A 25,171-nucleotide genomic window follows, 5' to 3' on the forward strand; every position below is an offset into this window, starting at 1 on the left:
AATGACCGATAAAGCGTTCGCTCAGGCTGACCCTGACTGGCTGGCGTTGATCAGCGCAGCCCGTGATTGGCTGTCCGGTCCCATCGGGCAGTTTTTGCTGGATGAAGAACGACGCATGCTCGAAGACGAGCTCGGGCGCTTTTTCGGCGGTTATCTGGTGCATTACGGCCCGTCGGCGCAGACGCCGCCGTCGGCACCACAGGTTCAGCGCAATGTGCGCCTGGGTGCACCGTTACCGGGCGTCGAGATTGTCTGCGAAGAACAGGCCTGGCCGCTGAGCGAGCATGCCGCCGATGTGGTGGTGTTGCAGCATGGGCTGGATTTCTGCTTGTCGCCCCACGGTTTGCTGCGTGAAGCGGCGAGCAGCGTGCGGCCCGGCGGGCATCTGTTGATCATCGGGATCAACCCCTGGAGCAGTTGGGGGCTGCGTCATGTGTTTGCTCATGATGCGATGCGCAAGGCCCGTTGCATTTCACCATCGCGGGTAGCCGACTGGCTGAACCTGCTGGGCTTCGCGCTGGAGAAACGCCGCTTCGGGTGCTATCGTCCGCCGCTCGCTTCACCCGCCTGGCAGACGCGTCTGGCCGGTTGGGAGCGCATGGCGGGTAACTGGCAGCTCTCCGGTGGCGGCTTCTATTTATTGGTTGCGCGCAAGATCGTGGTCGGTCTGCGGCCCGTCCGACAGGAGCGCCGCGAACCGATGGGTAAGCTGATTCCCTTGCCGATGGCCAAGGTCAATCGTCGCAATATCGAACCGTAATACACATTTATATTCCTGGCCGGGTTTACCCCGGTCTCGGGCGTCGTCGATCACCGATCGATGAGCCACCGCATTTTCTGGATAGATTGGCATGAGCGATAGCGTAGAACTTTTCACCGACGGCGCCTGCAAGGGCAACCCTGGCCCTGGCGGCTGGGGCGCATTGCTGGTGTGCAAAGGCGTTGAAAAAGAACTCTGGGGCGGCGAAGCCAACACCACCAACAATCGCATGGAGTTGATGGGCGCAATCCGTGGCTTGGAAGAGCTCAAGCGTTCTTGCGACGTGCTGCTGGTGACCGACTCCCAGTACGTGATGAAAGGTATAAACGAGTGGATGGACAACTGGAAAAAACGCGGCTGGAAAACCGCCGCGAAAGAACCGGTTAAAAATGCTGACCTGTGGAAGTTGCTCGACGAGCAGGTCAATCGCCATAACGTCACCTGGAAGTGGGTGCGCGGGCACATCGGCCATCACGGCAACGAACGGGCCGACCAACTGGCCAACCGTGGCGTGGACGAAGTGCGTGGGTTCAAGCAAGCCTGACCCTAATTCCAATACCTGAAACACATCCCATGTAGGAGCTGCCGAAGGCTGCGATCTTTTTATCTTGTTCTTTTTGAATGCGCTGAAGATCAAGAGCCAGATCAAAAGTTCGCAGCCTGCGGCAGCTCCTGCAGTGGCCGTGTTCATGGCCAGCGATGGTGGTAACATCGCCGCTTTTGCACGATTCACCGATTGAGAGCTGAGCACTAGATGGCCACCAGATCTGTTGTACTCGACACCGAAACCACCGGCATGCCGGTGACAGACGGCCACCGGATTATCGAAATCGGTTGTGTCGAGTTGATCGGTCGGCGCCTGACCGGACGGCATTTTCACGTTTACCTGCAACCGGACCGTGAAAGTGACGAAGGCGCCATTGGCGTCCACGGCATCACCAATGAATTCCTGGTGGGCAAGCCGCGTTTCACCGAAGTGGCCGATGAGTTCTTCGAATTCATCAAGGGCGCGCAGCTGATCATCCATAACGCGGCGTTCGACGTTGGCTTCATCAACAACGAATTTGCCCTGATGGGGCAGCACGAGCGCGCGGATATCACGCAGCACTGCTCGATCCTCGACACCCTGATGATGGCCCGGGAACGTCACCCGGGGCAGCGCAACAGCCTCGATGCGTTGTGCAAACGTTATGGCGTCGACAACTCAGGCCGTGAATTGCACGGCGCCTTGCTCGACTCCGAGATTCTTGCCGACGTTTACCTGACCATGACCGGCGGCCAGACCAGCCTGTCACTGGCCGGTAATGCGTCCGATGGCAACGGTTCCGGTGAGGGCGCCGATAACTCCGCCACTGAAATCCGCCGCCTGCCTGTTGACCGCCAGCCGACGCGGGTCATTCGCGCCAGCGAAGACGATCTGGCCCAGCATGCAGTACGTCTGGAAATCATCAGCAAATCCGCCGGCGCCCCGGCGCTGTGGTTGCAACTGGCTGAAGCCGAAGCCCAGGCGTAAACACACTGTAGGAGCTGCCGAAGGCTGCGATCTTTTGATCTTGGTTTTTCTGAAAACACTGAAATCAAGAACCAGATCAAAAGATCGCAGCCTGCGGCAGCTCCTACATGGAGTGTGTTCTGCCTTTGAACTGGGCAATCGATGACCCATTTCAGGGCACAACACTCGCCACATCCGTTCCAACCCTCTACCCTGAGGTTATTGGCAGGCTCTGGTCTGCCGCCTCAGGACACTGAGCCTCATGTACAAAGATTTGAAATTTCCGGTCCTGATCGTCCACCGCGACATTAAGGCCGACACCGTTGCCGGTGACCGCGTGCGGGGTATAGCGCGGGAACTGGAACAGGAAGGTTTCAGCATTGTTTCGGCCGTGGATTACACCGAAGGGCGCCTGGTAGCTTCAACGCATCACGGCCTTTCGTGCATGTTAATTGCGGCGGAAGACGCCAGTGCCCATTCTCATTTGTTACAGAATATGGCCGAGCTGATCGGGCTGGCGCGAGTGCGTGCGCCGGATCTGCCGATCTTTGCCTTGGGCGAGCAGGTGACCCTGGAAAACGCTCCCGCCGATGCCATGGCCGAGCTCAATCAGCTGCGCGGAATTCTTTATCTGTTCGAAGATACGGTGCCTTTTCTCGCCCGTCAGGTGGCTCGTGCGGCGCGCAAATACCTCGACGGCCTGTTGCCGCCGTTCTTCAAGGCACTCGTGCAGCACACCGCTGACTCAAATTATTCATGGCACACTCCCGGTCATGGAGGTGGCGTGGCGTATCACAAAAGTCCGGTAGGGCAGGCGTTTCACCAGTTCTTCGGCGAAAACACCCTGCGTTCGGATTTGTCCGTGTCGGTGCCGGAGCTCGGCTCACTGCTGGATCACACTGGACCGCTGGCCGAAGCAGAAGCCCGTGCGGCCCGTAACTTCGGTGCCGATCACACCTTCTTTGTGATCAACGGCACCTCGACCGCCAACAAGATTGTCTGGCATTCCATGGTCGCCCGCGATGACCTGGTGCTGGTGGATCGCAACTGCCACAAGTCGGTGTTGCACTCGATCATCATGACCGGCGCGATCCCGCTGTACCTGTGCCCGGAGCGCAACGAACTGGGGATCATCGGCCCGATTCCGCTGAGCGAGTTCAGCCGCGAATCCATTCAGTCGAAGATCGATGCCAGCCCGCTGACCAAGGGCCGTGCGCCCAAGGTCAAACTCGCGGTGGTGACCAATTCGACCTACGACGGCCTCTGCTACAACGCCGAGCTGATCAAACAGCAACTGGGCAATAGCGTTGAGGTGTTGCACTTCGACGAGGCCTGGTACGCCTATGCGGCGTTCCATGAGTTTTTCGCCGGCCGTTACGGCATGGGCACGTCCCGCAGTGAAGATGGCCCGCTGGTGTTCACCACCCATTCCACCCACAAATTGCTGGCGGCGTTCAGTCAGGCGTCGATGATTCATGTGCAGGACGGTGGCGCGCGGCAGCTGGATCGTGATCGCTTCAACGAAGCATTCATGATGCACATCTCCACGTCGCCGCAGTACGGCATCATCGCTTCGCTGGATGTCGCTTCGGCGATGATGGAAGGCCCGGCCGGGCGTTCGCTGTTGCAGGAAATGTTCGACGAGGCCCTGAGTTTTCGCCGGGCACTGGCTAATCTGCGTCAGCACATCGCCGCCGATGACTGGTGGTTTTCGATCTGGCAGCCGCCTTCGGTGGAAGGCATCGACAGGGTCGCCACGCAGGACTGGCTCCTGCAACCGGAGGCTGACTGGCACGGCTTTGGCGGTGTGACCGATGACTACGTGTTACTCGACCCGATCAAAGTCACTCTGGTGATGCCAGGCCTGACGGCAGGCGGCGCGCTCAGTGAGCATGGAATACCGGCGGCCGTGGTCAGCAAATTCCTCTGGGAACGTGGGCTGGTGGTCGAAAAGACCGGGCTGTATTCGTTCCTGGTGCTGTTCTCCATGGGCATCACAAAAGGCAAATGGAGCACGCTGCTCACCGAGCTGCTGGAGTTCAAGCGCAGCTATGACGCCAACGTCAGTCTGGCGACCTGCCTGCCCTGCGTGGCGCAACAGAATGTCGCGCGTTATCAGGGCATGGGCTTGCGTGACCTGTGCGACCAGTTGCACGCCTGCTATCGCAGTAATGCCACAGCCAAACATCTCAAGCGCATGTACACGGTGCTGCCGGAAATCGCCATGAAGCCGGCTGACGCCTATGATCAATTGGTGCGTGGCGAAGTTGAGGCGGTATCGATCGATGCTCTGGATGGGCGTATCGCTGCCGTGATGTTGGTGCCATACCCGCCGGGCATTCCGTTGATCATGCCCGGCGAGCGCTTTACCGAGTCGACACGCTCGATCAACGACTACCTGGCGTTTGCTCGCACATTCGATAGCAGCTTCCCCGGGTTTGTCGCCGATGTGCACGGCTTGCAACACGAAGATGAGGGCAATGGACGGCACTACACCGTCGATTGCATCAAGGAATGAGGACCTTTCCCAGTATGCAACCGGTTATAAATCCAATTTATCCAGGGCTGTCGGTGCGAGTCGCCGACGAAGGTTTTGCCGCCTATATCTGGGGCAGTGATTTCAGTTTTGAAGTCGCTGCCTACGGTGCTCCCGAAATAGGCCAGCCGGTGGAGCAGTGGTCGGTCACGCCGATCACCCCCTATCGAAAGTGCTACGGCATCGATCCCGAGGAGTTCAGCAGTTTTCGCGATGCTGCCGACAGTGCGATCTTCATGGCGTACCTGGATGATGAGCCTGTCGGCCATCTGGTGGTCAGCACCAACTGGAACGGCTTTGCCCATATCGACGAACTGGCGGTGCATGCCCCGGCGCGGCGACATGGCGTGGCCAAGGCGCTGCTGGACGTGGCGCAGTTCTGGAGCCGCAAGAAAAAGCTGCCAGGCATCATGCTGGAAACCCAGAACAATAACCTGGGCGCCTGTCGGCTGTACGAACGGTGTGGCTACGTGATTGGCGGCATCGATCATCTTCGCTATCGGGGCATCGATCCGAACACTGCCGAGGTGGCACTGTTCTGGTATCGACTGTTCGATAACCCGCTGGAAAGCCCGATCAGCTCGCCAACATCGCCGCGGCTTGTTCCGTAATGATCGCCAGCAATGTTTGAACGGCGGGCGAGGGCTCGCCGTTTTCCAGACTGAGTGCGTAGAGACTGACCGGCACCGCTGGCGCTAACGGACAGGCGTCGAGCCCGGCCGACTTGGCACCGAGGGCAGTGAAGGGGTCGACGATGGCCAGGCCTTCTCCAGCCTCGACCATGCTGCGCATCATCTGGTGAGTCTGGACTCGGGTTTGAATCACTGGCGCCGGGCGCAGGGCGTGCAGTTTGTTTTCCAGTGCCGGGCTGAGCGGGTCATGACCTTCGAGGCCGACCATCGCTTGCCCCGCCAGATCCTGTAGTGAAATGTACTTTTGCTTCGGTTGCAGCCAGCCGTGGGGCGCCAGCAGTTGCAGTTTGCCTTGGGCGATCACCTGGCAATGAATGTCGGCGTGATCCGGATCATGCAGGCTCAAGCCCAAATCGCTTTCGCGCAGCAGCAGGCTCCTGACGATGTCGCGGGTCGGTTGGCTCAGCAAGGTGCAAGGCGCGTCGGGCAGCCGACGACGCAGGGCTGCAATGCTTTGTGGCAGCAATTGCTGGGCCAGGGGAGGGGTGCAGATGATGCGAAGTGGCGGTGCCAGGTATTGCCTGAGGCTGTTGGCCAGGCGCTGCACCGGTTCGAGCGCATCGTAGACACGGGCGATTTCGACTTGTAACTCCCGCGCCTCACGCGTGGCCTGCAAGCGCCCGCGTACGCTGGAGAACAGCATGAAACCCAACTGATCCTCAGCGTCGCGCAAAATGCGCTCGACCTCGGCCACCGGCAACTGCAGCCATTCGGCGGCGGTGCCCAGGTGACCGGTCTGCAGGAGCGCCTGGATCACTTCGATATGGCGTAAGCGCATGCGTGAAGTCCATGTTCAGCAGGTGAGGGAGTCAGTGGCTGAATCCTAACCCAAGTCTGCGCATATGACTTCTGCTCATAACATCGAGTTATGAAACGACGTTTGATACCGGTTCACGGATGATGGTTACACCCGATTGCACCAGAAGAAATTCGTTTTCATCCAGCTTGTTCACGCGGTCGCCAATGGCCAGCTTATAAGTGGTCGCGGGTGCGAGACCTTCTGGCGGGGTGGATTCCTGGAACTCATGAACGGAATAAATGCGGCCTTCCGCGTCTCTTGCATGGAACTGACCGACGAGTACTGCTGCCATCTGCTTAGAACCTCTGGAGATAAATCACTCAATGTGCGGTTGGATAGACCGTGGTTGAGCTCGGTAAGTTTTCCTACAGGAAAAAAATAGTCAGGGACGGCATTTTCGGTCGCCCACTGCTTGAATCGTCATCTATAACTACAAGCTCTTTCCATCGGACAGTCGAGAATCTTCCATGAGCAACGTCTATACGATCGCCGTCCTGGTCGGCAGCTTGAGAAAGGAATCGATCAATCGCAAGATCGCGCTGGCACTGGCCGATCTGGCGCCTGCCAATCTCAAGCTCACTATCGTCGAAATCGGCGATCTGCCGCTGTACAACGAAGACATCGATGGAGCTTCACCGCCGGCAGCCTACAGCACTTTCCGACAACAAGTGAGTTCATCCGACGCGGTGCTGTTTGTGACCCCGGAATACAACCGTTCGGTGCCGGCGCCGATGAAGAATGCGATCGACGTCGGTTCGCGTCCGTATGGTAAAAGTGCCTGGAATGGCAAGCCGGGAGCGGTGATCAGCGCTTCACCGGGCGCTATCGGCGGCTTTGGTGCAAACCATCACTTGCGCCAGTCCATGGTGTTTCTCAATGTGCCGCTGATGCAGCAGCCGGAAGCCTATCTGGGTGGTGCCGGCTCGGCGTTCGACGAGGCGGGCAAGTTGTCCGAGTCGGTCAAGCCGTTTCTGCAGAGCTTCATCAATGCATATGGGCAGTTTGTCGAGCAGCATAAAAAGGTTTAATGCTGCGGATTACCAATTGCTTGCCAATCGGCTACAAATCATCGTTTCCACTTCTGACAGCCATGCGGCGGTTTGTGCCGCCGCAGGTTGTGCAGTCACGCAATAGCGACGGCCACCCCAGGCCATGATCACCCAGGCATCGATAGTTGTTTGCGAGGGTTGCGCAGGCAGGTCGGTACAGGCAGCCAAGGCTTCGCGCCATTTTTGCGACAGCTCGTCGAACACGCGTCGATGGTGCTTGGGCTCGGCGATCTGGTGCTCAATGAGCGACACAGCGTGATTGAACAGCGGCTGACGGGCATCGTCGGGATCGCAGGTCAGGCGTACAAGGCGTTTGATTCGGGTCGGCCAATCCACATCTGCCTGTACGACGAATTCATCTATTTGCTGTAACAAGGCATCCAGACGATGACGGATGTAACCGGACAGCAGCGCTTCCTTGCTTGGGAAGTAATCGTACAGCGTGCCAATCGCGACACCTGCTTCCAGCGCCACATCGCGGGTGGTCAGCCCGGTCCAGCCGTTACGATGCCAAATCCGAACAAAAGCCTGGTAAATCGCCTCAACCGTGAAAACCGCCCGGGCCTGACTCGGCCGTTTCAGCGGCTTTGCACGGGGATTGAGAGTGGGCGCGTCGCCCTTGTTGTTTCCGAACCCGCTCTTCATCGACGGCCCTTACTCTGGTGCAACCCGCCACGCTGTCGCAGCAGGAGACTCAAGGATGCAAAGTTTGAGCACGGTAACACGCCTGATTACCCGTAAAAACGCCCTGGATAAAAGCCGGATCGTTCAGGAGCAACGAAGCCTGGTTGCGGCCGCTGGAGAGGTGATTCTGAAGATTGATCGTTGTGCGCTGACGACCAATAACATTACCTACGCCGCCTATGGCAATTCGATGAACTACTGGGGATTTTTTCCTACTGGGCAGGCGGAATGGGGCCACGTTCCGGCCTGGGGTTTTGCCGATGTGGTGGCGTCGCAAGTGCCGGGTATCAAGGTTGGGGAGCGCTTCTACGGGTATTTTCCGATTGCCAGCCATCTCTGGATGCGACCGGAGCGGGTCACTGAGCGCGGTTTCTACGACGCTGCCGAGCATCGACTGGGGCTGACCTCGGCCTACAACCAGTACACCCGCTGCACTTGGGATGAGTACTACAGTCCCGACACCGAAAACCTGCAGATTTTACTCAAACCCCTGTTTTTGACTTCTTCAATGCTCGCCGACTTCCTCCAGGATAAACAATTCTTCGGTGCAACCCGGCTGGTGTTTTCCAGCGCTTCGAGCAAAACGGCGTATGGCACCGCAGTCTGCCTGGGGAATCATCCGGGGCTTGAAAGGGTGGCGCTGACTTCTGCCGGCAACAAGGCGTTTGTCGAAACCCTCGATTGTTATGAACGCACGGTGACATACGCGGAACTGGCAAACCTGGCCAATGATCGTCCTGTGCTGTATGTGGATTTCTCCGGCGACCTGGATTTACGTGACCGGGTACACCGGCATTTTGCCGGGCAGTTGATCTACAGTTGCTTCGCCGGTTCTGCGCAAAGCACCCATGAGGCAAGGTTGACGGCTATCGAGGGGCCGCAGCCGGTATTCTTTTTCGCGCCGATCCAGATCCGTAAGCGCAATGCCGATTGGGGGCCTCAAGGGGTGAGTGAGCATATCGGTCAGGGCTTGCTGCAGTTTTTCCAGAAAGTAACGGCCCCTGAGAAGCCCTTGTTGCAAGTGGTGGAGAGCCAGGGTTACGAAGCAGCGCAAACGGTTATCTCCCGGCTGTTTCACGGGCAGGTCGCGCCAGTCGAGGGGCATGTGATTCGCTTGTGATGAGACGATGCTGCGAGTAAAAAGGGCCGGCACCGTTTGTTCAACGTTTCCAAATGCTTTTGAAGGTCGCCCTGAATGCTCGTAGCGTCACTGATTTTCTTGCTGACCATCACCCTGGTGATCTGGCAGCCCAAAGGCCTCGGCGTTGGCTGGAGCGCGGTATTCGGTGCCGTGCTGGCGTTGATTTTCGGCGTGGTGCACCTGAGTGACATCCCGTTGGTGTGGCAAATCATCTGGAACGCCACCGGCACCTTTGTCGCGTTGATCATCATCAGTCTGTTGCTGGATGAGGCGGGGCTGTTCGCCTGGGCGGCGCTGCATGTCGCCCGTTGGGGGCGAGGCAGCGGGCGCAAGTTGTTTGCCTATATGGTGTTGCTGGGGGCGCTGGTCTCGGCGTTATTCGCCAATGATGGCGCGGCGCTGATTCTCACGCCTATCGTGATTTCCATGTTGCTGGCATTGCGTTTTTCGCCGGCGGCAACCCTCGCGTTTGTGATGGGCGCGGGGTTTATCGCCGACACCGCGAGCCTGCCATTAGTGGTCTCGAACCTGGTGAACATCGTTTCAGCGGACTTCTTCCACATTGGTTTCAACCGCTACGCCGCAGTGATGATCCCGGTCAACCTGGTCAGCGTTGCCGCGACCCTGGCGGTGCTGATGTGGTTTTTTCGACGCGACATTCCCAAGGGCTACGACCCCGAACAACTGGAACATCCCGAAACCGCGATCCATGACAAGGCAACGTTCTATGCCGGCTGGGCGGTGTTGGTGATTCTGTTGCTCGGTTGTTTTGCCCTGGAACCATTGGGCATTCCGATCAGTGCGATCTCGGCGGTGTGCGCGGCTTTGCTGTTGGCCATCGCCGCCCGTGGGCACAAGATTTCCACGCGTAAAGTGATGAAAGAAGCCCCGTGGCACATCGTTATTTTCTCGCTGGGCATGTATCTGGTGGTCTACGGCCTGCGCAATGCCGGGCTCACCGGTTATCTGGCGGGATGGCTGAACGGATTTGCCAACTACGGCATTTGGGGCGCGGCGATCGGTACGGGGGTGCTGACGGCGTTGTTGTCGTCGATCATGAACAACCTGCCGACGGTGTTGATCGGCTTGCTGTCCATCGATGCCAGTCAAGCGACGGGCGTTGTGAAGGAGGCGATGATCTACGCCAACGTCATTGGCAGCGACCTGGGACCAAAAATCACCCCGATTGGCAGTCTGGCGACGTTGCTGTGGCTGCATGTGCTGGAGCGCAAGAATATCCGGATTGGCTGGGGGTATTACTTCAAGGTCGGAATTGTGTTGACGGTGCCGGTGTTGTTGGTGACGTTGGCGGCGTTGGCGATGCGGTTATCCATTTAATCTTGTTCATGTAGGAGCTGCCGAAGGCTGCGATCTTTTGATCCTGATCTTTTAAAGTCAAAAGATCGCAGCCTTCGGCAGCTCCTACAGGGGATGGTTCAGCCACTTCCCGGCACATTCGGCCAAAGATCCGCCACCAGAAACAGCCGTTCGGCTTCTTCCCACTCGCCTTGGGGGTTTTCCGTCAGTCGCACCAGCAATTGCGCCGGTGCCAGGGGATCGAGATCGTTCAACCAATCGCTCAACTGTTCAACGCTCCACGCCTGCTCGGCCGGGTAATGCGCTGGCGCGAGCCAGGCGTGGCGGGGCAGGGGTTGCCAGCGACCGGGCGGGCGTTGCAGGACAAATTCCTTCCAGTCCTTCTGATGCAGCCAGCTCCCGCGCAGATGCTGCGGATGCGCGCCGCTCGGTGGCGCGGCTTGCCCAGGCCACGGATAAAGCAAATAACCGCCCAGCCACAAATGCGCGCTGAACTCACGGATATCCAGCGCGGCCAACACTTCCCGGCTCTCCGGGCGCGCGGAAATGGGCAATTGATGCTGGCTCAAGTGCGTCAGTTTTCGATCCAGCCGATCATGGCAGCCCGGACCGAGCCACTGTGAGGCGTCGTGTCCATCGCCGTTCTGCGGGCCGAGGTAAAGTTTGATCGCCAGCTCCAGGTGATGCACGCCGTCGCGATCACGCAGCAGCATGTCCAGCTCGCCCAAGGTGTGGCCTTCGCGGCGAATCGGCATGTTGGCGGCGATCAACTCGATACCAGGCGCATGCTGCACGGCAAATTGCCACAGTCGTTCGTAGTACAAGCCCAGGCGTCGGGTGCGGGCCTGCGCCAGCCAATGCAACAAGCCATAACTGTCCCGATCCAGCTGCCGCAGCCAGTGTTCCAGGCGTTCCGGGGCCTGCACCCAGTCGCTGCCGGCCAGTGGATGGCGTTGCGGCCACGGGGTCTCGGCGAGCATCGGCGGCGCGAGGATGACCCAGGCCAGGTCGCGCACTTCGGGATGGCGCAACTGGTGGGGTAACTGCAATAAATCTGGAAATAGGATCATCTTGCGAGCATAGCCTCAAACAGGAGTACATCCTTGTGGCTGAAAGGATTTTGTCTATGCCGCGCTTTCGCCCATAATCGTGCTTTTCGCCGTCGCAGACGCCCAGTCCTGTTAGGAGCCCCATGGAGCAATTTCGTAATATCGGCATCATCGGACGCTTAGGCAGTTCTCAGGTGCTGGATACCGTCCGCCGACTGAAACGCTTTCTGCTCGATCGTCACCTGCACGTGATCCTCGAAGACACCATTGCCGAAGTCTTGCCGGGCCATGGCCTGCAAACCTCGTCGCGCAAGATGCTTGGCGAAGTCTGTGACATGGTCATTGTGGTCGGCGGTGATGGCAGTCTGCTTGGGGCGGCCCGTGCCCTGGCCAAACACAATATTCCGGTGCTCGGCATCAACCGGGGCAGCCTGGGGTTCCTGACCGACATCCGCCCTGATGAGCTGGAAGTCAAGGTCGCTGAAGTGCTCGACGGCCATTATCTGGTGGAGAACCGCTTCCTGCTGCAAGCCGAAGTCCGACGCCACGCCGAAGCCATTGGTCAGGGCGATGCGCTGAACGACGTGGTGCTGCACCCCGGCAAATCCACGCGAATGATCGAGTTCGAGCTGTACATCGACGGTCAGTTCGTCTGCAGCCAGAAGGCTGATGGCCTGATCGTCGCCACGCCCACCGGTTCGACCGCTTATGCGCTGTCGGCTGGCGGTCCGATCATGCATCCCAAGCTCGACGCTATTGTGATTGTGCCGATGTACCCCCATACCTTGTCGGGCAGGCCGATTGTGGTCGATGGCAACAGTGAGCTGAAAATCGTCGTGTCCAAGGATATGCAGATCTATCCGCAAGTCTCGTGTGACGGGCAGAACCACTTTACCTGTGCGCCCGGTGACACCATTACCGTCAGTAAAAAAGCCCAGAAGTTGCGGCTGATCCATCCGCTCGACCACAACTACTATGAAGTCTGCCGGACCAAGCTTGGCTGGGGCAGTAAGTTGGGGGGTGGAGGCGACTGATGCTCGATCCCGCGCGTAGCTACGACCTGATCGGTGACGTGCACGGTTGCGCTTTGACCCTTGAGCACCTGCTCGACCGGCTCGGTTATCACAAACAAGGTGGCGTCTGGCGCCATGCCTCGCGCATGGCGGTGTTCGTCGGCGACATCATCGACCGCGGCCCGCGGATTCGCGAGGCGCTGCACATCGTCCACGACATGGTCGAGGCCGGTCAGGCGTTGTGCATCATGGGCAACCATGAATTCAACGCGTTGGGCTGGAGCACGCCGGCACTGCCCGGAAGCGGCAAGCAGTTCGTGCGCGAACACACCCCGCGCCATGCCCGTTTGCTGCACGAAACTCTGACTCAGTTCGAAAATCATCCGGCGGACTGGCATGACTTCCAGCAGTGGTTCTATGAGCTGCCGCTGTTTGTTGACGCCGGGCGCTTCCGGGTGGTGCACGCCTGTTGGGACGCCGGCCTGATCGAGCCGCTGCGGGCACTGTTTCCCGATGGCTGCGTGGACGAGCACTTCCTCCAGACCTCGGCGACACCGGGCAGCTTTGCCTGCACCGTGTTCGACCGCCTGCTGCGTGGCACCGATATGCGCTTGCCCCATGGGCTGACCATGACCAGCGGCGATGGCCTGACACGTTCGTTCTTCCGTACAAAGTTCTGGGAAGACGACCCGCAAACCTACGGAGACATCGTGTTCCAGCCCGACGCCTTGCCTGACCCGGTGGCCCGAACGCCGCTGTCATCAACCGAGAAAAACAACTTGCTGCGCTACGGTAGCGACGAGCCATTGCTGTTCGTCGGCCACTACTGGCGCAGCGGCAAACCCGCACCGATTCGCCCGAACCTGGCGTGCCTGGATTACAGCGCGGTGCTCTATGGCAAGCTTGTCGCCTATCGCCTTGACCAGGAAACCCGTCTCGACCCACACAAATTTGTCTGGGTCGATGTCGAACGCCCTGAGGTGCTGCAATGACGACTGTCGCCGTATTGCGCCTGCCGCTGGCGGTGGATTTGAGTGGGTTCGTCAAGTTGCTGCAACGCATGCAGGTGCCGCATCGGGTCAGTGAAGAGTCCGGTGAGCAAGTGCTGTGGGTGCCTTCGAACATCAGCGAAGACGTCCGCGTGTTGTACGAACGTTTTCCGCTGGGTGATCCCGATGAGCAACTGGCCATTCCGGAGGCCCGAACGGTTCGCCGGCCGAGCTTCGCCGAGCAGGCCCGGCATGCGAAAGGCACGGCATTGGTGCTGTTACTGAGTGTGCTCGTCGGTGCCGTGACGCTGCTGGGCGACAACCTCGACACCATGCGCTGGCTGACCTTCCTCGATTACCACGTCGTCGGTGAGTACATCCACTTTGTGCCACTGGCCGACAGCCTGGCGGCGGGGCAGTGGTGGCGACTGGTAACACCGATGTTGATCCATTTCGGCATCCTGCACCTGGCCATGAACGGCATGTGGTACTGGGAGCTGGGGCGGCGCATTGAGTCGCGTCAGGGCACTGTGAACCTGATCGGACTGACCTTGCTGTTCAGCCTCGTGTCCAACTACGCCCAATTTGCATTCAGCGGCCCGACCCTGTTTGGCGGGTTGTCGGGCGTGCTGTACGGCCTGCTGGGGCATTGCTGGATCTTCCAGTTGTTGTCGCCGAACGCCGCTTATCGGCTGCCCCGTGGGGTGTTGGTGATGATGCTGGTGTGGTTGCTGCTGTGTTTGTCCGGGTTGGTCTCGATGATCGGCTTCGGTGAAATTGCCAACGCGGCGCACGTCGGCGGGTTGCTCGTCGGATGCTTGACCGGTTTGTTGGGTGGTTTGTACAACCGCCGTAAACTGGCCGCCTGAAAAAGTTATGTCTATAGAGAGCGCGGAGACCCAATGTCCTCTTTTAACGAAATGATCCAAAACATCACCCCGGACATCTACGAGAGCCTGAAACTGGCGGTGGAAATCGGTAAATGGTCCGACGGTGGCAAGCTCAGCGCCGAACAGCGCGAGCTGTCGCTGCAAGCGATGATTGCCTGGGAAATCCAGAACCTGCCTGAAGAAGAACGTACGGGTTACATGGGCCCGCAGGAATGCAGTTCCAAATCGATTCAAGTGCCCAATATCCTGTTCAAGTCGGATGCCATCCATTGATCGAGATTGGCCGCGGTGCAATCAGCAAAATGTCGGCGCGCCTGGACGGGCCGAATGTGCAATACGCATTTCGTCTGGATGACGTCGAGGTTCCGGTCAATCCATTGATCGGCACCACGATTCGCCTGGAGTACCTGGGGGCGATCCACTGCACCCATTGCGGACGCAAGACCAAAACCAGTTTCAGCCAGGGCTACTGCTACCCGTGCATGACCAAACTGGCTCAGTGCGACGTGTGCATCATGAGCCCGGAACGCTGCCACTACGACGCCGGCACTTGCCGCGAGCCGGAATGGGGCGAGAAGTTCTGCATGACTGACCACATCGTGTACTTGTCCAATTCGTCGGGGGTGAAGGTCGGTATTACCCGCGCCACCCAGTTGCCGACCCGCTGGATCGATCAAGGCGCCAGTCAGGCGTTGCCGATCATGCGTGTCTCGACCCGGCAACAGTCAGGCTTCGTCGAAGACCTGTTCCGTAGCCAGGTGGCGGACAAGACCAACTGGCGTGCCTTGCTCAAGGGCGATGCGGTGCCGGTGGACCTGGCACAGGTTCGCGACCAGTTGTTCGACAGCTGCGCCGAAGGCCTGCAAGGGTTGCAGGAGCGATTCGGCCTACAGGCAATCCAGACGATTGCTGATGTCGAACCACTCGAAATCCGCTTCCCGGTCGAGCAATACCCGGCAAAGATTGTCAGCTTCAACCTGGACAAACAGCCGATTGCCGAGGGCACGCTGATGGGGATCAAGGGCCAATACCTGATCTTCGACACTGGCGTGATCAATATTCGTAAATACACGGCCTACCAGCTCGCCGTGCATCAGTAAGGACTCCAGCATGCGCACCGAACAACCGAAGATGATCTATCTCAAGGACTATCAGGCACCTGAGTACCTGATCGACGAAACGCACCTGACCTTCGAGTTGTTCGAGGACCACAGCCTGGTCCATGCGCAACTGGTGATGCGCCGCAACCCCGAGCGTGGCCCAGGCTTGCCGCCGCTGGTACTGGACGGCCAGCAACTTGAGCTGCTATCGGTCAACCTGGCCGACCGCGAACTGAGCGCTGCCGACTACCAGTTGACGGAAAATCACCTGACCCTGCACCCGACCAGCACCACGTTCACAGTCGATACCAGCGTCAAGATCCACCCGGAAACCAACACCGCGCTGGAAGGCCTGTACAAGTCCGGCACGATGTTCTGCACCCAGTGCGAGGCCGAAGGTTTCCGCAAGATCACCTATTACCTCGACCGCCCGGACGTGATGAGCACCTTCACCACCACGGTGGTTGCAGAACAGCACAGCTATCCGGTGCTGCTGTCGAACGGCAACCCGATTGCCTCGGGCCCTGGCGAAGATGGTCGGCACTGGGCGACCTGGGAAGATCCGTTCAAGAAGCCGGCGTACCTGTTTGCGCTGGTGGCCGGTGATTTGTGGTGCGTTGAAGACACCTTCACCACCATGACCGAGCGCTCCGTGGCGCTGCGTATTTATGTCGAGCCGGAAAACATCGACAAGTGCCAGCACGCCATGAACAGCCTGAAGAAATCCATGCGCTGGGACGAAGAGGTCTACGGTCGCGAATACGATCTGGACATCTTCATGATCGTCGCCGTGAACGACTTCAACATGGGCGCCATGGAAAACAAGGGCCTCAATATTTTCAACTCCAGCGCCGTGCTGGCCCGGGCCGAAACCGCTACCGACGCCGCGCACCAGCGGGTTGAAGCCATCGTCGCTCACGAATACTTCCACAACTGGTCGGGCAACCGCGTGACCTGCCGCGACTGGTTCCAGCTGTCGCTCAAGGAAGGTTTCACGGTGTTCCGTGATTCCGGTTTCTCCGCCGACATGAACTCGGCCACGGTCAAGCGCATCCAGGACGTGGCGTACCTGCGGACTCACCAGTTCGCCGAAGACGCCGGTCCGATGGCCCACGCCGTACGCCCGGACAGCTTCATCGAAATTTCCAACTTCTACACCCTGACCGTGTACGAAAAGGGTTCGGAAGTGGTCGGCATGATCCACACCTTGCTTGGTGCCGAAGGCTTCCGTAAAGGCAGTGATCTGTACTTCGACCGCCATGACGGGCAGGCCGTGACCTGCGACGACTTCATCAAGGCCATGGAAGACGCCAACGGCGTTGACCTGACCCAATTCAAACGCTGGTACAGCCAGGCGGGCACACCGCGTTTGGCGGTGAGCGAAGCCTATGACGCCGCCGCGAAAACCTACAGCCTGACCTTCCGCCAGAGCTGCCCGCAAACGCCGGACAAGGTTGAAAAACTGCCGTTCGTGATCCCGGTCGAGCTTGGCCTGCTGGACTCGAAAGGCGCGGCGGTTGCTTTGCGTCTATCAGGCGAAGCGGTTGCCCAAGGCACGTCTCGGGTTATTTCCGTGACCGAAGCCGAGCAGACCTTCACCTTCGTTGACATCGCTGAGCAGCCGCTGCCGTCGTTGCTGCGTGGTTTCTCTGCACCGGTGAAACTGAGTTTCCCGTACAACCGCGATCAGTTGATGTTCCTGATGCAGCACGACAGTGACGGTTTCAACCGTTGGGATGCCGGCCAGCAATTGTCGGTACAGGTGCTGCAAGAGTTGATCGCACAGCAACAGAAAGGCGAAGCGCTGGTGCTGGATCAGCGTCTGGTTTCTGCGCTGCGCACCGTGCTGTCCGATGAGTCGCTGGATCAGGCGATGGTCGCCGAAATGCTGTCGCTGCCAAGCGAAGCCTATCTGACTGAAATCAGCGAAGTGGCGGATGTCGACGCGATCCACACCGCCCGCGAGTTTGCCCGTAAGCAACTGGCGGACGCGTTGTTCGAAGGCTTGTGGCTGCGTTACCAGGCCAACCGTGACCTGTCGAAGCAAACGCCATACGTGGCCGAGGCCGAGCATTTCGCCCGTCGTGCACTGCAGAACATTGCGCTGTCGTACCTGATGCTCAGCGGCAAGCCTGAGGTTTTGGCGGCGACGCTGGAGCAGTTCGATGCGTGCGACAACATGACCGAGCGTTTGACCGCACTGGCCGTGCTGGTCAACTCGCCGTTCGAAGAGCAGAAAGCCAAGGCGCTGGCCAGTTTCGCCGAGCACTTCAAGGACAATCCGCTGGTCATGGATCAGTGGTTCAGCGTCCAGGCCGGCAGTGTATTGCCGGGTGGGCTGGATCGGGTGCGTGAGCTGATGGCGCATCCGGCGTTCAACATCAAGAACCCGAACAAGGTGCGCGCGCTGATCGGTGCATTTGCCGGGCAGAACCTGATCAACTTCCATGCGGCGGACGGTTCGGGGTATCGCTTCCTGGCGGATCTGGTGATTGAGCTGAACGGGTTTAATCCGCAGATCGCTTCTCGGCAATTGGCGCCTTTGACTCGCTGGCGCAAATACGATGGTGCGCGTCAGGCATTGATGAAAGGGGAGCTGGAGCGGATTCGGGCTTCGGGGCAGCTGTCCAGTGATGTGTTTGAGGTGGTCAGCAAAAGTTTGGCTTGAGTGCTGTAGAACTTGGCGGCCTTCGGGCCGACCAGGTTCCTGGTTTTTTGGGTGTATATCCGTTTTTGCGGTGACTCCGCTAATGGTTTCGCCCTTGCGTCCGGCCCCTCGCTAAAGCTCGGCGTTCCGTCGCTGCGGCATCCCTCCGGGGACGCTGCCCTCCGGTCGGCTTCGCTTCGACCTACATGCAGCGTGGGGGCGGCCTGACAGCCGACCTGAATTTCGGATGATCCCCTGTAGGAGCTGCCGAAGGCTGCGATCTTTTGATTTTGGTTTTTGGCGGTCTCAAGGATTCCAGAAGATCAAGATCAAAAGATCGTAGCCTTCGGCAGCTCCTACGGGGGACGTTGATCAATCACCCTTCCGAATACCCTTTCATTCACCCGCTCGCTTTACCCCCTCCGGTTAACAAAACATAACGTGCGGTCGATTGTCAGCCCTTCAAGAACACCGATAGGATAAGCCAGCTTCCGAAGGGGCTCTGGATTGCGGGTTTCAGGACTATGCTCCAACCTGTCAACCACTGCGACTCCCCTTACGGCGCCCTGAAAGGTTGAACGGCCTAACAATAATAATGGGGGAAGGTCTATGAGTGAGCCTGTCATGGGTGTGGGTATCTGCCGCCCGCCGGCATTACGCAAATTCGCGTTGCTGGCTACAGCGCTCTCGCTGTTGGGTTGTGCCGTGGTGTCGGCTCCTGTGCTGGCCGCTGACGCGCCGGCATCCGATACTGTTTTTTCCGTTGAGTCCGCCAAGGCCAGTAAAAGCCTGATACTCGATGTCGTGCATGCCGGCCCGCGCCTGGTGGCGGTCGGGGATCGTGGGCACATTCTTTATTCCGATGACAAAGGTGCGACCTGGGTCCAGGCTAAAGTGCCCACCCGGCAACTGCTGACCTCGGTGTTCTTTGTCGATGACAAGCACGGCTGGGCCGTGGGCCATGACGCGCAGATCCTCGCCAGCGAGGACGGCGGCGTCACCTGGACCAAGCAATTCGAAGATCTGAAACGCGAATCGCCGCTGCTCGATGTCTGGTTCAAGGACGTCAACAGCGGCTTTGCCGTGGGCGCTTACGGTTCGTTGATGGAAACCACCGACGGCGGCAAGCACTGGGAAGATGCCAGCGATCGCCTGGACAACGAAGACCAGTACCACCTCAACGCGATCACGGCGGTCAAGGATGCCGGGCTGTTCATCGTTGGTGAGCAGGGCAGCATGTTCCGCTCTGCCGATTGGGGCCAGACCTGGGAAAAACTCGAAGGCCCGTATGAAGGTTCGCTGTTCGGTGTGATCGGCACCGCGCAAGCCAATACGCTGCTGGCGTACGGGCTACGAGGCAATCTTTATCGTTCCACCGATTTCGGTAGCACCTGGGAGCAAGTCGAACTCAAGGCTGAGCGCGGTGACCTGGAGTTCGGCCTGTCCGGTGGCACATTGCTCGATGACGGTTCGATCGTGATCGTCGGCAACGGTGGCTCGGTGATCAGCAGCAGCGATAACGGCGAGACGTTCAGCGTCTTCAACCGTCGCGATCGTATCTCGCTCTCGTCGGTGGTCGCCGCAGGCAATGGCAATCTGATTTTGGCTGGACAGGGCGGCGTTCGCGCCACTTCGCCAAACGGCGCTGAGCTGGGCAAATGAGCCGGGTTAATAATAAGAAGGCGGGGCTATGACTTCCTTGAGCACTCATCATCAGGACAAGGCGACGTTTCTTGAACGCCTGATTTTCAACAACCGCCCGGCAGTGATCGTCATCTGCCTGCTGGTCAGCATCTTCCTGTTCTGGCAGGCGACGCTGATCCGTCCTTCCACCAGCTTCGAAAAAATGATTCCGCTTGAGCATCCGTTCATTCAAAAGATGATGGAGCACCGCAACGATCTGGCGAACCTGGGCAACACCGTACGGATTTCCGTGGAAGCCACCGACGGTGACATCTTCTTCAAGGAGTACATGGAGACCCTGCGTCAGATCAACGACGAGGTGTTCTACATTTCCGGTGTCGACCGTTCCGGCCTGAAATCGCTGTGGAGCCCAAGCGTGCGCTGGACCGAAGTGACCGAGGAAGGCTTCGCCGGTGGTGAAGTGATCCCGCAGAGTTACAACGGATCGCAGGCCAGCCTGGATACGTTGCGTAACAACGTGCTCAAGTCCGGGCAGGTCGGGCGGTTGGTGTCCAACGACTTCAAATCGAGCATCGTCGATATCCCGCTGCTGGAGTCCTACCCAGACCCGCAAGACCAGGGCAAGTTGCTGCCGCTGGACTATCGGAAGTTCTCCCACGACCTGGAAGAAAAAATCCGCGACAAATTTGAAAAACAGAACCCTAACGTCAAGATTCACATCGTCGGCTTCGCCAAAAAGGTCGGCGATCTGATCGATGGCCTGGTGATGGTGGTGATGTTCTTCGGCATCGCCTTCGTCATCACCCTGATCCTGCTCTACTGGTTCACCAACTGCATGCGCAGCACCGTGGCAGTGTTGAGCACGACGCTGGTGGCGGTTGTCTGGCAGTTAGGTTTGATGCACTTCTTCGGCTTCGGACTTGATCCCTACTCGATGCTGGTGCCGTTCCTGATTTTCGCCATCGGTATTTCCCACGGCGTGCAGAAAATCAACGGTATTGCCTTGCAATCCAGTGAGGCGGACAACGCCCTGACCGCAGCGCGCCGGACCTTCCGCCAACTGTTCCTGCCGGGGATGATCGCGATTCTCGCGGATGCGGTGGGTTTCATTACGCTACTGATCATCGATATCGGCGTGATCCGCGAACTGGCTATCGGCGCGTCAATCGGTGTGGCAGTGATCGTGTTCACCAACCTGATCCTGCTGCCAGTGGCGATTTCCTACGTCGGCATCAGCAAACGTGCGGTTGAACGTAGCAAAAAAGATGCGGTACGCGAACATCCGTTCTGGCGTCTGCTGGCGAACTTTGCCAGTGCCAAAGTCGCACCAGTGTCGATTCTGCTGGCGCTGATCGCCTTTGGTGGCGGCCTCTGGTACAGCCAGAACCTGAAAATCGGTGACCTCGATCAAGGTGCGCCCGAGCTGCGTCCGGATTCGCGCTACAACAAGGACAACAACTTCATCATCAGCAACTACTCCACCAGCTCCGACGTGTTGGTGGTGATGGTCAAGACCAAGGCCGAAGGTTGCTCGCGCTATGAAGCCATGGCACCGATTGATGAGCTGATGTGGAAGATGCAGAACACCGAGGGCGTGCAGTCGGCGATTTCCCTGGTGACCGTGTCCAAGCAAATGATCAAGGGCATGAACGAGGGCAACCTGAAGTGGGAAACCCTGTCGCGTAACCCGGACGTGCTGAACAACTCCATTGCCCGGGCCGACGGTCTGTACAACAACAGCTGTTCATTGGCGCCGGTGCTGGTGTTCCTCAATGATCACAAGGCCGAAACCCTGAATCGTGCGGTGCATGCAGTGCAGGACTTCGCCAAGGAAAACAACAAGGACGGGCTGGAATTCATCCTCGCCGCGGGTAACGCCGGCATCGAGGCAGCCACCAACGAGGTGATCAAGGAGTCCGAACTGACCATCCTGATCCTGGTGTACATCTGCGTCGCCACCATGTGCATGATCACCTTCCGTTCCTGGGCGGCGACCTTGTGCATCGTGTTGCCGCTGGTGCTGACCTCTGTACTCGGCAACGCCCTGATGGCCTTCATGGGCATCGGCGTGAAAGTCGCGACCCTGCCGGTCGTGGCGCTTGGGGTGGGGATTGGCGTGGACTACGGCATCTACATCTACAGCCGTCTGGAAAGCTTCCTGCGTGCCGGCCTGCCGTTGCAAGAGGCGTACTACCAGACGCTGAAATCCACCGGTAAAGCCGTCCTGTTCACCGGTCTGTGCCTGGCCATCGGTGTGTGCACCTGGATCTTTTCGGCCATCAAGTTCCAGGCCGACATGGGCCTGATGCTGACCTTCATGTTGCTCTGGAACATGTTCGGCGCACTGTGGCTGTTGCCAGCACTGGCGCGGTTCCTGATCAAGCCGGAGAAACTGGCGGGGCAGAAGGGCAATTCGTTGTTTGCTCACTGATCCCTGGCTGAAACAGCAAAGCCGCAACCTTGAGGGGTTGCGGCTTTTTTTGTTTTTGAAGATCAAAAGATCGCAGCCTTCGGCAGCTCCTACATTTCTCCCTGTAGGAGCTGCCGAAGGCTGCGATCGTTAAGAAGGATCGCTACCCAGCACCACATTCAACGCACTGCGCGCATCATCCAACTGCACCAGCGTCGCATGCCGAGCACCCAAGGCGTCACGATTCTCGATCGCCGTAAGAATCGCCTTGTGCCGAGGCAGCGCCAGTTCATGCAGGTTCGGTCGCTGGTTCGAATGCTTAAGCGCCTCGGCAATCGCCACCGAGAGCATATTGCACAGATTGGCCAGCAAGTCGTTATGGGTCGCGTCGGCGATGCGGCTGTGGAAGTCCAGGTCTGGTTGCAGCAAGGCTTCCGGCGTCGGGGCGGCTTCCATGCGTTGGTAGGCTTCACCGATGGAGGCGATGTCGGCGTCGGTGGCGAACTGCGCGGCGAGGGCGGCTGCAGCAGGTTCGATGATGCTGCGCACGCTGGTCAGCAGGTCGAAGAATTCATTCTGCGGGCTGCTTTGCATCAACCAGTGCAGTACGTCCGGGTCGAGCATGTGCCAGTCTTTGCGCGGTTTGACCACGGTGCCGACCCGCGGACGGGAATACACCAGACCCTTGGCAACCAGTACGCGGGTAGCTTCGCGCAACACTGGCCGGCTGACCGCATATTCCTCGCACAACAGGGCTTCGGCGGGCAGTTTGTCGTCGGGCTGGAAACGTCCGGAGACGATCTGCATGCCCAATTCCTGGACGATGCGCGAGTGCATGCTTTTGCGATCGGAGGGTTTGCGGTAATCCATGGGGAACGGCGCGGTCCTGTGCGATGGAGGTGCCGCGCATGATAGCAGGCGCGGCGCAATCTTGAGGCAGGTGCAAATCAAATGTAGGAGCGAGCTTGCTCGCGATGGACCTGACGGCGGCGTTTGTTTCCAGGCAGCGCGCGTCATCGTTTACGTCCATCGCGAGCAAGCTCGCTCCTACAGTAGTTTTTGCGTGATTTAGTGCGAATGGCGCGGCACTTCAGCCCCACGGCAACCAACCAGGAAGTCAAAGTCGCAACCCTGATCTGCCTGCAATACATGGTCGATGTACAGCTGACGGTAGCCGCCCACCAGCAATTGCTGTGGCGGTTGCAGATCGGCCATGCGCGCGGCGAGTTCGGCGTCGGGGATGTCCAGGTGCAGACGGCCACTGGCGCAGTCGAGTTCGATCCAGTCACCTTCCTTGACCGCCGCCAAAGGTCCGCCAGCCGCCGCTTCCGGTGCTACGTGCAGGACAACAGTGCCGTAGGCGGTGCCACTCATGCGCGCATCGGAAATGCGCACCATGTCGGTCACGCCCTGGGCCAACAGTTTGGCTGGCAGCCCCATGTTGCCGACTTCGGCCATGCCCGGATAACCCTTCGGCCCGCAGTTTTTCATCACCATAATCGAGTTGGCATCGACGTCCAGTTCCGGGTCGTTGATTCGCGCCTTGTACATGTCGAAGTTCTCGAACACCACCGCACGTCCACGATGTTGCATCAGCTCCGGCGTGGCGGCGGACGGCTTGAGCACCGCACCGAGTGGCGCCAGGTTGCCGCGCAACACACAAATGCCGCCGTCGGCGCGGATCGGGTTGTCGAGGGTGCGGATCACTTCGTCTTCGCCGTAAATCGGCGCGTCCTTGGTGTTCTCGCCAATCGACTTGCCGTTGACGGTCAGGGCATTCGGGTTCGGGATCAGGTTGGCTTCACCGAGGCGGCGCAGCACGGCGGGCAAACCACCGGCGTAATAGAACTCTTCCATCAGGAAACGCCCGGACGGTTGCAGGTCGACGATGGTCGGCATGCCGCGACCCATGCGGGTCCAGTCGTCCAGATCCAGTTCAACCCCGATGCGTCCGGCAATGGCTTTCAAGTGGATCACCGCGTTGGTCGAGCCACCGATGGCGGCGTTGACGCGAATGGCGTTTTCGAAGGCTTCCTTGGTCAGGATTTTCGACAATTTCAGGTCTTCGCGGACCATTTCCACGGCACGCATGCCGGACATGTGCGCCAACACATAGCGACGCGCATCGACTGCCGGAATTGCCGCGTTGTGGGGCAGGGACGTGCCGAGTGCTTCAGCCATGCAGGCCATGGTCGAGGCGGTGCCCATGGTGTTACACGTGCCGGCCGAGCGGGACATGCCACCCTCGGCGGCCAGGAAATCGTCGATGGTGATGGTGCCGGCCTTGACCTGCTCGCTGAGCTGCCAGACCACGGTGCCCGAACCAATGTCCTTGCCTTTGTGCTTGCCGTTCAGCATTGGCCCGCCCGTGACGACGATGGCCGGCACGTCGCAACTGGCCGCGCCCATCAGCAGTGCCGGGGTGGTTTTGTCGCAACCGGTCAGCAGCACCACGCCGTCAATCGGGTTGCCACGAATGGCTTCTTCGACGTCCATGCTCGTCAGGTTGCGGGTGAACATGGCGGTCGGGCGCAGGTTGGATTCGCCATTGGAGAACACCGGGAATTCCACCGGGAAGCCCCCGGCCTCGATAACCCCGCGTTTGACGTGCTCGGCAATCTGACGGAAATGCGCGTTGCACGGAGTCAGTTCTGACCAGGTGTTGCAGATGCCGATGATCGGCTTGCCGTGGAACTGGTGGTCGGCGATGCCCTGATTCTTCATCCAGCTGCGGTACATAAAGCCGTTCTTGTCGGCCGTGCCAAACCATTGGGCGGAGCGCAGGGTGGGTTTCTTATCAGACATGATCGATTCTCTTATTGTATGACTATATTGTTCGAGCTAAGGCGTAACATAAGCTCAAATTCGCCGCTTTGGAAGTGTTGTTGGGTAATTAGTATTACTATATAGTCATTTGCAGCGGAGGGATGGCCCTGGCGGTTTACCGTGAGAGGCGTCC

General features: G+C 59.0%; 22 protein-coding genes. 16 read left to right on the forward strand and 6 right to left on the reverse strand.

Translation table 11 applies throughout. From position 1 onward, the window contains the following. Nucleotide 1: 1 nt before the first annotated feature. The 5 genes from KUF73_RS08070 to KUF73_RS08090 all read left to right on the forward strand — a co-directional run bounded on the left by KUF73_RS08070 (nt 2) and on the right by KUF73_RS08090 (nt 5,399). A complete protein-coding gene (locus tag KUF73_RS08070) occupies nt 2-760 on the forward strand; it encodes a methyltransferase domain-containing protein (RefSeq protein WP_218437512.1) in 759 nt (252 codons plus the stop codon). 91 nt (nt 761-851) lie between these two features. After that, nucleotides 852-1,304, forward strand: a complete 453-nt coding sequence (gene rnhA / locus KUF73_RS08075) for a ribonuclease HI (RefSeq protein ID WP_007944583.1) — start codon at nt 852-854, stop codon at nt 1,302-1,304. A 210-nt stretch (nt 1,305-1,514) separates the two neighbouring features. Beyond that, nucleotides 1,515-2,273 carry a DNA polymerase III subunit epsilon gene (gene dnaQ, locus KUF73_RS08080; protein ID WP_218437513.1) on the forward strand — a complete coding sequence of 253 codons (759 nt, stop codon included), beginning with the start codon at nt 1,515-1,517 and terminating at the stop codon, nt 2,271-2,273. A 241-nt stretch (nt 2,274-2,514) separates the two neighbouring features. After that, entirely contained in the window at nt 2,515-4,770 is a 2,256-nt protein-coding gene (locus KUF73_RS08085) for an Orn/Lys/Arg decarboxylase N-terminal domain-containing protein (RefSeq protein WP_218437514.1), read from the forward strand. Nucleotides 4,771-4,784: 14 nt separating this feature from the next. Beyond that, nucleotides 4,785-5,399 (forward strand): GNAT family N-acetyltransferase, encoded by a 615-nt coding sequence (locus KUF73_RS08090; RefSeq protein ID WP_218437515.1) that lies wholly within the window; start codon nt 4,785-4,787, stop codon nt 5,397-5,399. On the opposite strand, the gene KUF73_RS08095 is transcribed toward KUF73_RS08090, so the two are convergent. Then, entirely contained in the window at nt 5,365-6,258 is an 894-nt protein-coding gene (locus KUF73_RS08095) for a LysR family transcriptional regulator (protein WP_218437516.1), read from the reverse strand. The two genes, KUF73_RS08090 and KUF73_RS08095, sit on opposite strands and share 35 nt — an antisense overlap. A gap of 88 nt (nt 6,259-6,346) precedes the next feature. After that, entirely contained in the window at nt 6,347-6,571 is a 225-nt protein-coding gene (locus KUF73_RS08100; protein WP_218437517.1) for a hypothetical protein, read from the reverse strand. A gap of 175 nt (nt 6,572-6,746) precedes the next feature. On the opposite strand from KUF73_RS08100, the gene KUF73_RS08105 reads away from it, so the two are divergent. Beyond that, nucleotides 6,747-7,307: an NADPH-dependent FMN reductase gene (locus tag KUF73_RS08105; protein WP_218437518.1), complete on the forward strand. Its 561-nt coding sequence runs from the start codon at nt 6,747-6,749 to the stop codon at nt 7,305-7,307. A 9-nt stretch (nt 7,308-7,316) separates the two neighbouring features. Here the strand turns inward: KUF73_RS08105 and KUF73_RS08110 are convergent, their stop codons facing one another. Then, on the reverse strand, nt 7,317-7,973 hold the full coding sequence (locus tag KUF73_RS08110; RefSeq protein WP_218437519.1) for a TetR/AcrR family transcriptional regulator: 657 nt from the start codon (nt 7,971-7,973) through the stop codon (nt 7,317-7,319). A gap of 55 nt (nt 7,974-8,028) precedes the next feature. On the opposite strand from KUF73_RS08110, the gene KUF73_RS08115 reads away from it, so the two are divergent. Both KUF73_RS08115 and KUF73_RS08120 read left to right on the forward strand, forming a co-directional pair. After that, nucleotides 8,029-9,132: a DUF2855 family protein gene (locus KUF73_RS08115; protein WP_218437520.1), complete on the forward strand. Its 1,104-nt coding sequence runs from the start codon at nt 8,029-8,031 to the stop codon at nt 9,130-9,132. Between the two features lie 75 nt (nt 9,133-9,207). Continuing rightward, nucleotides 9,208-10,491, forward strand: coding sequence for an arsenic transporter (locus tag KUF73_RS08120; RefSeq protein WP_218437521.1), 1,284 nt, complete (start codon nt 9,208-9,210; stop codon nt 10,489-10,491). Nucleotides 10,492-10,589: 98 nt separating this feature from the next. Here KUF73_RS08120 and KUF73_RS08125 read toward each other — a convergent pair whose 3' ends face one another. Beyond that, a complete protein-coding gene (locus tag KUF73_RS08125) occupies nt 10,590-11,540 on the reverse strand; it encodes a DUF1853 family protein (protein ID WP_218437522.1) in 951 nt (316 codons plus the stop codon). A gap of 122 nt (nt 11,541-11,662) precedes the next feature. On the opposite strand from KUF73_RS08125, the gene KUF73_RS08130 reads away from it, so the two are divergent. From KUF73_RS08130 to KUF73_RS08165, 8 genes are all read left to right on the forward strand, one after another. Then, nucleotides 11,663-12,553 carry an NAD(+) kinase gene (locus KUF73_RS08130; protein ID WP_034146463.1) on the forward strand — a complete coding sequence of 297 codons (891 nt, stop codon included), beginning with the start codon at nt 11,663-11,665 and terminating at the stop codon, nt 12,551-12,553. Continuing rightward, nucleotides 12,550-13,524 (forward strand): metallophosphoesterase, encoded by a 975-nt coding sequence (locus tag KUF73_RS08135; RefSeq protein WP_371135436.1) that lies wholly within the window; start codon nt 12,550-12,552, stop codon nt 13,522-13,524. The genes KUF73_RS08130 and KUF73_RS08135 overlap by 4 nt, the downstream gene beginning before the upstream one ends. After that, the gene (locus KUF73_RS08140) at nt 13,521-14,390 is read left to right on the forward strand and encodes a rhomboid family intramembrane serine protease (RefSeq protein ID WP_218437524.1); all 870 of its coding nucleotides are present in this window, start codon (nt 13,521-13,523) and stop codon (nt 14,388-14,390) included. The genes KUF73_RS08135 and KUF73_RS08140 overlap by 4 nt, the downstream gene beginning before the upstream one ends. A gap of 33 nt (nt 14,391-14,423) precedes the next feature. Next, a complete protein-coding gene (locus KUF73_RS08145; protein ID WP_218437525.1) occupies nt 14,424-14,684 on the forward strand; it encodes a YeaC family protein in 261 nt (86 codons plus the stop codon). After that, the gene (locus KUF73_RS08150) at nt 14,681-15,511 is read left to right on the forward strand and encodes a DUF2797 domain-containing protein (protein WP_218437526.1); all 831 of its coding nucleotides are present in this window, start codon (nt 14,681-14,683) and stop codon (nt 15,509-15,511) included. The genes KUF73_RS08145 and KUF73_RS08150 overlap by 4 nt, the downstream gene beginning before the upstream one ends. A 10-nt stretch (nt 15,512-15,521) precedes the next feature. Next, the gene (gene pepN, locus KUF73_RS08155; RefSeq protein WP_218437527.1) at nt 15,522-18,179 is read left to right on the forward strand and encodes an aminopeptidase N; all 2,658 of its coding nucleotides are present in this window, start codon (nt 15,522-15,524) and stop codon (nt 18,177-18,179) included. Nucleotides 18,180-18,767: 588 nt separating this feature from the next. Then, nucleotides 18,768-19,820 carry a YCF48-related protein gene (locus tag KUF73_RS08160; protein WP_218437528.1) on the forward strand — a complete coding sequence of 351 codons (1,053 nt, stop codon included), beginning with the start codon at nt 18,768-18,770 and terminating at the stop codon, nt 19,818-19,820. A 28-nt stretch (nt 19,821-19,848) separates the two neighbouring features. Next, nucleotides 19,849-22,233 (forward strand): RND family transporter, encoded by a 2,385-nt coding sequence (locus KUF73_RS08165; RefSeq protein ID WP_218437529.1) that lies wholly within the window; start codon nt 19,849-19,851, stop codon nt 22,231-22,233. 129 nt (nt 22,234-22,362) lie between these two features. On the opposite strand, the gene KUF73_RS08170 is transcribed toward KUF73_RS08165, so the two are convergent. Further along, complete coding sequence (locus KUF73_RS08170; protein WP_218437530.1) at nt 22,363-23,082, reverse strand: FadR/GntR family transcriptional regulator; 720 nt, start codon at nt 23,080-23,082, stop codon at nt 22,363-22,365. 198 nt (nt 23,083-23,280) lie between these two features. Next, nucleotides 23,281-25,017, reverse strand: a complete 1,737-nt coding sequence (locus KUF73_RS08175; protein WP_218437531.1) for an IlvD/Edd family dehydratase — start codon at nt 25,015-25,017, stop codon at nt 23,281-23,283. Between the last annotated feature and the right edge of the window lie 154 nt (nt 25,018-25,171).

Source organism: Pseudomonas sp. PD9R, from assembly GCF_019200975.1.
Classification (GTDB): domain Bacteria; phylum Pseudomonadota; class Gammaproteobacteria; order Pseudomonadales; family Pseudomonadaceae; genus Aquipseudomonas.